Below are 6,502 nucleotides of genomic sequence, written 5' to 3'. Positions count from 1 at the left end.
TTCTCACGTAATGTGGTTTGGGAAAGTGCATTTATTGCGCGTCCGGCCGATCATCATTGCGCGTCACTACAGATAAGGTAAAAAAGCACACTGGCCTGACAGTAGGCGTTGGCATATCGAAAACCAAGACTTTAGCTAAAAGTTGCCAGTGGGCAAGCAAGGCCTACCCGGCAACAAAGGGCGTGGTTGCTCTTACAGATGACGCGAGGATTCGTAAACTGCTGTCTTTGCAGCCCGTGGAGGAGATATGGGGTGTGGGCAGAAGGATCGGGAAACGGCTGAACCTTATGGGGATCAAGACTGCTTTAGAGCTGGCCGACTCTGATATTCGCTTTATCAGGAAAAACTTCCACGTTGTTCTCGAGCGAACGGTCCGGGAGCTGCGCGGCGAGAAGTGTATTTCCCTTGAGGAAAATGTCCCGACCAAACAGCAAATCATCTGCAGCCGGAGTTTTAGCCAACGCGTAACCGACGAACAGGCTATGCGTCAGGCTGTATGCCAATATGCAACGCGTGCAGCTGAAAAGCTGCGGTTGGAAAAGCAGTTCTGCCGGCATATTTCGGTCTTTATGCGAACATCACCTTTTGCCAATGATCCGCAAGCAAGCCTTTCAGGTTCGCAGCTGCTGGTCACAGCCACTCAGGATACGCGCGATATTATCGCTGCCGCTCAGAGCGTCGTCGACCGCATCTGGCAACCGGGTTTTCGTTATGCCAAGGCAGGGATAATGCTCAATGACTTCTCCCCTACCCGCGTAGCCCAGTTATCACTTTTCGATGATCACGCCCCTCGCCCAGGCAGCGAAGCACTGATGAAGGTCGTTGATAAAATTAACCAGGGAAGTTTGGGAAAGGTATGGTTTGCAGGACAAGGCATTGAGCAATCCTGGCAGATGAAGCGTGAGATGCTTTCACCTGCATATACGACGAAATGGGCAGATTTACCGAAAGCAAAAATTTCATAAGCTCAGTGTATATACATTTGTAAATACATATAAATTGAACTGGCTGCATACCTGTTCGCTATATCTATATTTGATTGGTAAAGACATAAGGCACTGCAAACCTTGGTGCAATCTTAGTGATATTCGAAAACACCGTTATAGTTTTTAGTGCCTACTAAAACAAATTTTGTATATACTTTTGAATATACAAGAAAATACATCTATCGCCTTAATGTATATATAAATGTATATACATTAAGTGTTATTTACAACTGATTCAGCTAGAGTTTTTAGAAAATATTCGTCGTCACATAGATATCCGACAGCCCGGAGAACTCGCGAACGAGATATGTTTTTTTGTGGCACTATTTCTTGAATTTTTTCTACAAGAATAGATAAAGCATCATCATCAAGACCTGTTAGTCTGAGGTTCATCTGCCTACCTGTTGTAATGTTTCTTTTCTCAACAACTCTTGTAACACCCTTAGTGACGCGATCGCTTCTACTCATTTGAATGAACCTTCACCAACTCAATTAACTCTTTCGTGAGTTGCATGTAATCTTCTCGGGGCCTTTCATTTGCAGCAAATAATGGAGAAGGTCGATGCTGTTCCGTAGCCTGTTTAAACAATTCACTTACGCGGATCTCAGTCGCTGCGACCTTGTAACCAGCTTCTTCAATGTGCCCGTTGATAGATTTTTGCATCTTAGAATGAGCTTTGTTTACTTTTGTCTTTACAAGTGTATATACAAAGTTCTCACTGCGTCTGATTTCACGAACAACCTGGAATAAGTCATCGATACCTTTAACTGCTCGGCGGTCCATATCGACAGGAACAACAATCAAATCTGTTATGAGCAATGCGTTTTCGATGCTTAAGTCGATCGCAGGTCGTAGGTCAATCAAGATGAAGTCATAGGATTCGCTTAAACGTTTTATGCCGTCATCGAGTATGGTGAGGCGATGTCTAAAACGCTCTGCGCTACGAGCTTCTACAGCGAGAGTTATATCCGCTGGGATAATAGATAGATTTGAAATAGGTTCTTCGCCATCGAGAGCAGGATAGACGATTTTATTGATATCAAACTTAGGGTCTTCGAAGAGATCTGTAATTGTATAATCTTCTTCTCCTCGGCCGAGGTCATCACTCATGTTCCCTTGGTGGTCGAGATCGATGACCAACGTTTTATATCCCAGCTCAGCTAAACAGCATCCAACTGCGATACAACTCGTTGTCTTTCCAACACCACCTTTACTATTAGCGAAAGAAAAAATATAAGGCTTTTTCATTTCATCACCATGTATACGCAAATGTATATACACATTAGGGTAAGCAATTGTAGATGTCAATATGTATATTCAAATGTATATACATATTGAGAGCTTAAACGCCAATCCCCTTCGTATCACCATAGTTCTTAGCAACGCATTTAGTCCTTCACTGCCAAAATTCAATATCTGGTTTAACCCCGATGACCTCATGCCAGATCATAACCTTTTTCCGGTCAGCACCATTGATTGATAACTTACCGTCATAATCCTTCAGTGCCTGCTGGTAGGCCCGTAGTGTAGCAATACAGGATCTTGCCCAATCACCTTCTGCGGCACTTCCTTTCGTCACATGAGGCCGATTAGGCAGGCGAGGGCGTAAAGGTTTGGAGTGAGAAATAAAGCCTGGCGGCTGCTCTTTCTCGTCAATGTAATTGAAAACAACAGAATCGATCTTACGACCACGTTTTTTCAGTTCATAAACAACACTGATTTTTGTGTGAGCGTTTATCATGTCAACAGCAGGATCGAGAACGCGACGACGAAAATCATTTAATTCAGGGTACTTTCCTAGCAGGCCTGTGCGTTCTTTCATCCAATCCAGCGTTAACGGGTTTGTTGAGATAACACCGTTCGCGTTCTTACTATTAGTCAATTTACGGAATTTGAACAACCAGGAATAAAGCCTGAAAGCAAATGGAGACTCCAGCTTAACCATCTCCACCAGATTCATCTGGGTAAACTCATTCCTTAACTCATAGAGATAATCCCTAACGGTATCCGAAAAACGCAGAGTGATATCGCTAGAGTTCCCAGAGGCGCCGTATGTAATGGAAGAAAACCAGAAACGCTGCACTTTATTGATACGCTGCTTGGCTTCGTTGTATTCATAAGTGATGATTGGCTTTCGAGCGAGGGAGTTAACGGCGGTTTTAATCTGCTCGTAACTGCTTTCCCCCAAAGAGAACATGTCCTTATATTCCTTGGCGTATAAGGTATATTCCCCTTCAGGCTGAGGATTTCTGCTATCCACTTTCGTCAATGCAAGGTATAGCAATCTCATCTCGATCAAGGTGATATCAAAAGCGCCCTCAATCAGTTGGTTCGCTTGCGTAACGATGTTGTCTTTACTGACTCGCTCCATCACTTCGATTCCTATTCAAAATAAGCATACCGATGCTAACCGACTTAAAATAAGGACTCAAATTTTATTTGTCGGGGTTTGACATTAAATCTGTCGGGTTTTGAGCATAAGGAGACCCCAGTCACAATAGGCATTCTTGCTAGAACATTAAATCTGTCGGGGTTTAAGAACCAAGTTGATACTCAACATTGAAGTTATCCACACCAAATCTGTCAGGGTTTGGCATTAAATCTGTCAGGGTTTGGCATTAAATCTGTCGGGGTTATGTATTTTATAAAGCATTAAATCTGTCGGGGTTAAGCATTAAATCTGTCAGGGTTTGGCATTAAATCTGTCGGGGGAAAGCACTAAATTTGTCGGGGTAACACACTAAATCTGTCGGGGTTTAACTTTATAAGGTATTGATTACAAATAAAATAACCATACTAAAAAGAAAAGAAATGAAAGGAAACTTATATGTAACATAGAAGGATCTTCTTTAGAAAAAGAAAAAAGAAAAACAACGGCTAACGCGCTTTGCTTGTTTTTTTAATCTATGAAATCACTCCATAAAACAAACACCTTTGTTAAGGGTCTTGATAAGAAGCCTAACTTATTACTCATTTTGCGAGTTTTTCATCCTATAGGATTATTTGTTCATAGTAATTGAGCAAACGACACTAAAGTTTCTACAAGAGAGTGTTGCACACCATGTAACAGAGCGCTATGATGTTACGCACCATGTAACATGGAACGAACAATGATAAAATCATTCAAGCACAAAGGGTTGAAACAACTGTTTGAAAAAGGGATTACATCCGGTGTTATGGCTCAGGATGCGGAGAGGATTAATGACCGTTTACAGGCGATTGATATTGCGAATGAAATTGGCGAATTAAATCGTCAGATTTATAAACTTCACCCATTGAAAGGTGATCGAGAAGGGTACTGGTCAATTACGGTTCGGGCTAATTGGCGCATTACTTTTCAGTTCATAAATGGTGATGCTTACATTCTGAATTATGAGGATTATCACTGATGAGACAGCATAAGATTTCCCACCCTGGAGAGATTATCGCCAGAGATTTAGAGGATATGGGTGTTAGCGGTCGTCGGTTTGCAGTGAACATCGGTGTAACACCTGCAACAGTATCCCGTTTTCTGTCCGGCAAAACCGCGTTAACCCCCTCGCTGGCTATTCGAGTAGCAGCAGCATTGGGAAGCACCCCTGAGTTCTGGCTACGCCTCCAAAGCGCTTATGACCTACGGAAACTTGAAAACCAAATAGACACATCCGAAATCGTTGTGTATGGCGAACATAATACAAAGCCTGAGGTGACTTCAGAGCATTAATTCAAGGGGAGCTTACTTAATTTGGATGCTTGGCAAGAAATAATTTTTGCGTTTACTCCCCTATTCTAGGTAACCGTTTAAGTGGCCTGGGGTAGGGGAGGTTTGATACTTAGCTTATTTTAGAGAAATGTTTATTTGGTACAGATTGAAGAACATTTTGGTTCACTAGTTTCAAAAGCAGCATAGAACGTGATTCTCCATCTACTTCCTGAAATATGGCTTCCAGCCCTTCAAAAGTCCCCTCGGTAAGCAGCACCTTGTCGCCGTTTTGTATTCCAAATTCCTCACTACTTTGAAGATTTGGAATACGTACCATTAACTCGTTCATAAAATTGTCGGCCAAAGTGGCCAATTTGTTTCCAAAGCGCACAAAGTGACTTACACCTCTTGTTGCCGCAAGAGTCGTCGTGTGAATGATTTCAGGGTCAAATTTCACGAACATGTAATTTGGGAAGAGTTGTTCGACGCCGTATTTGATTTTCCCCTTTACCAGTAGTTGGCCTTCAATAACCGGATTAAAGCAATGGACATTCTGATTTGTTAAATGTGCCTGCGCTCTACTGGACTGACCACTTTTGCAATAAAGCAAATACCATGCTGCGCTCATAATAACCCCGCTAAATCAATTGCTGTATAAAATTACATTTTTAAATGTATACCCAAAAAGAACAATCAAATTATAGCTACATTCAGCTAAAGAAACTATCTAAATGACACTATATATTGTGATATAACCTTAATGACATTTTAAGGGGCATTTATGTACATTTTCGGATATCTCAGGGCTTCAACAAAAAGTCAGGATGCTAAAAGAGCACAAAAACGGATGAAGGCATTCGCGGAGGACAATGGACACCGAGTTGCCGCCTGGTATATCGAGAATGAGTCCGGCGCATCGCTTCAGCGCCCCGAACTCATGCGGATGTTGGATGACGCAGATACAGGTGACGTTATCCTGATTGAACAGGTCGATCGGTTATCCCGTTTATCAGAGGATGACTGGGGCGCGCTTAAAACAATCATTAACGCGAAGCAGCTGGCTGTCGTGAGCTTAGATTTGCCTACCAGCCAAATGGCGTTAACCGACAAGAGCGGAAATGATTTTCAGGGGGCGATGCTCCGGGCTATCAACGGCATGATGTTAGACATGCTTGCCGCGATATCACGTAAAGACTATGAAGACCGCCGCCGCAGGCAACGCGAGGGCATTGACAAAGCCAAAGCCGAGGGGAAGTTTCACGGACGCAGGGCTGACGAAGATTTGCATATGGTGATCATGACGCTACGAAAGAGCGGAAAGAGCCTGGCCGACGTGTCCCGAATCAGCGGCGCGTCGCTGAGTACGGTTAACCGGGTCTGTAAGAAACTACGTGAAGAGGCTGAGTAGATGCTCATAGGGCAGGTGAGGGCGGTTCCAGGCTATTTTGATAGAATGTCCCCGTTTAGCATGGACGTGGTTAAATGCGTGGCCCTGGTCGCCATGCTTATCGACCATGTGAATGACATTCTGTTGACACCCTCTAGCCCACTGCTTTACGCCGTGGGCCGAATGGCCATGCCACTGTTCGCGCTTATCTTCGCATTCAACATGGCAAAACAGCCAGGCCGTGCACAGGAACTGGCTAAACGGCAATGGAAGTGGGCGATCATAACCCAGCCTTTCTTTGCCTTTGCCTTTTATGACCATCAGCCCTGGTACGCGTTGAACATTTTGTTTGTCTTCGCCGTGTGCAGCCAACTGGCCTAGTGGGAGCGAAGCTGCGATTTGCGACATTTAGGCCATGTCCGCAACCGGTCGGTTTCGTACATCCA

At 43.7% G+C, this 6,502-nt stretch carries 8 protein-coding genes and 1 pseudogene; 5 read left to right on the top strand and 4 right to left on the bottom strand.

Annotated elements, in window-relative coordinates; all coding sequences use genetic code 11:
• Positions 1-14: 14 nt before the first annotated feature.
• Positions 15-965, top strand: a pseudogene (gene umuC, locus J8X26_RS26495) (translesion error-prone DNA polymerase V subunit UmuC); the annotation flags it as partial.
• Between the two features lie 234 nt (positions 966-1,199).
• Here the strand turns inward: umuC and J8X26_RS26490 are convergent.
• From J8X26_RS26490 to J8X26_RS26480, 3 genes are all read right to left on the bottom strand, one after another.
• Positions 1,200-1,454 (bottom strand): hypothetical protein, encoded by a 255-nt coding sequence (locus J8X26_RS26490; RefSeq protein ID WP_208952513.1) that lies wholly within the window; start codon positions 1,452-1,454, stop codon positions 1,200-1,202.
• Entirely contained in the window at positions 1,447-2,235 is a 789-nt protein-coding gene (locus J8X26_RS26485) for a ParA family protein (protein ID WP_208952512.1), read from the bottom strand. Before J8X26_RS26485 ends, J8X26_RS26490 begins: the two co-directional genes overlap by 8 nt.
• A 148-nt stretch (positions 2,236-2,383) precedes the next feature.
• On the bottom strand, positions 2,384-3,358 hold the full coding sequence (locus J8X26_RS26480) for a replication initiation protein (RefSeq protein WP_208952511.1): 975 nt from the start codon (positions 3,356-3,358) through the stop codon (positions 2,384-2,386).
• Between the two features lie 739 nt (positions 3,359-4,097).
• On the opposite strand from J8X26_RS26480, the gene J8X26_RS26475 reads away from it, so the two are divergent.
• Both J8X26_RS26475 and J8X26_RS26470 read left to right on the top strand, forming a co-directional pair.
• On the top strand, positions 4,098-4,376 hold the full coding sequence (locus J8X26_RS26475; protein ID WP_208952510.1) for a type II toxin-antitoxin system RelE/ParE family toxin: 279 nt from the start codon (positions 4,098-4,100) through the stop codon (positions 4,374-4,376).
• On the top strand, positions 4,376-4,690 hold the full coding sequence (locus J8X26_RS26470) for a HigA family addiction module antitoxin (protein WP_208952509.1): 315 nt from the start codon (positions 4,376-4,378) through the stop codon (positions 4,688-4,690). Before J8X26_RS26475 ends, J8X26_RS26470 begins: the two co-directional genes overlap by 1 nt.
• Positions 4,691-4,799: 109 nt before the next feature.
• Here J8X26_RS26470 and rfaH read toward each other — a convergent pair whose 3' ends face one another.
• Positions 4,800-5,297 (bottom strand): transcription/translation regulatory transformer protein RfaH, encoded by a 498-nt coding sequence (gene rfaH / locus J8X26_RS26465; protein ID WP_208952508.1) that lies wholly within the window; start codon positions 5,295-5,297, stop codon positions 4,800-4,802.
• Between the two features lie 153 nt (positions 5,298-5,450).
• Between rfaH and J8X26_RS26460 the strand changes: the two genes are divergently transcribed.
• Together J8X26_RS26460 and J8X26_RS26455 are read left to right on the top strand one after the other, a co-directional pair.
• On the top strand, positions 5,451-6,077 hold the full coding sequence (locus J8X26_RS26460) for a recombinase family protein (protein ID WP_208952507.1): 627 nt from the start codon (positions 5,451-5,453) through the stop codon (positions 6,075-6,077).
• A 60-nt stretch (positions 6,078-6,137) separates the two neighbouring features.
• Positions 6,138-6,437 carry a TraX family protein gene (locus tag J8X26_RS26455; RefSeq protein WP_244370882.1) on the top strand — a complete coding sequence of 100 codons (300 nt, stop codon included), beginning with the start codon at positions 6,138-6,140 and terminating at the stop codon, positions 6,435-6,437.
• Positions 6,438-6,502: the final 65 nt, after the last annotated feature.

This window comes from Rahnella sp. ChDrAdgB13, assembly GCF_017655185.1.
GTDB lineage: Bacteria > Pseudomonadota > Gammaproteobacteria > Enterobacterales > Enterobacteriaceae > Rahnella > Rahnella contaminans.
This window is presented reverse-complemented; position numbering and strand designations above follow the sequence as displayed.

Bases quoted from the DNA above. Each gene is read 5' to 3' on its own strand.
- J8X26_RS26490 (WP_208952513.1), bottom strand. From the start codon at position 1,454: ATGAGTAGAAGCGATCGCGTCACTAAGGGTGTTACAAGAGTTGTTGAG.
- J8X26_RS26485 (WP_208952512.1), bottom strand. From the start codon at position 2,235: ATGAAAAAGCCTTATATTTTTTCTTTCGCTAATAGTAAAGGTGGTGTT.
- J8X26_RS26480 (WP_208952511.1), bottom strand. From the start codon at position 3,358: ATGGAGCGAGTCAGTAAAGACAACATCGTTACGCAAGCGAACCAACTG.
- J8X26_RS26475 (WP_208952510.1), top strand. From the start codon at position 4,098: ATGATAAAATCATTCAAGCACAAAGGGTTGAAACAACTGTTTGAAAAA.
- J8X26_RS26470 (WP_208952509.1), top strand. From the start codon at position 4,376: ATGAGACAGCATAAGATTTCCCACCCTGGAGAGATTATCGCCAGAGAT.
- rfaH (WP_208952508.1), bottom strand. From the start codon at position 5,297: ATGAGCGCAGCATGGTATTTGCTTTATTGCAAAAGTGGTCAGTCCAGT.
- J8X26_RS26460 (WP_208952507.1), top strand. From the start codon at position 5,451: ATGTACATTTTCGGATATCTCAGGGCTTCAACAAAAAGTCAGGATGCT.
- J8X26_RS26455 (WP_244370882.1), top strand. From the start codon at position 6,138: ATGGACGTGGTTAAATGCGTGGCCCTGGTCGCCATGCTTATCGACCAT.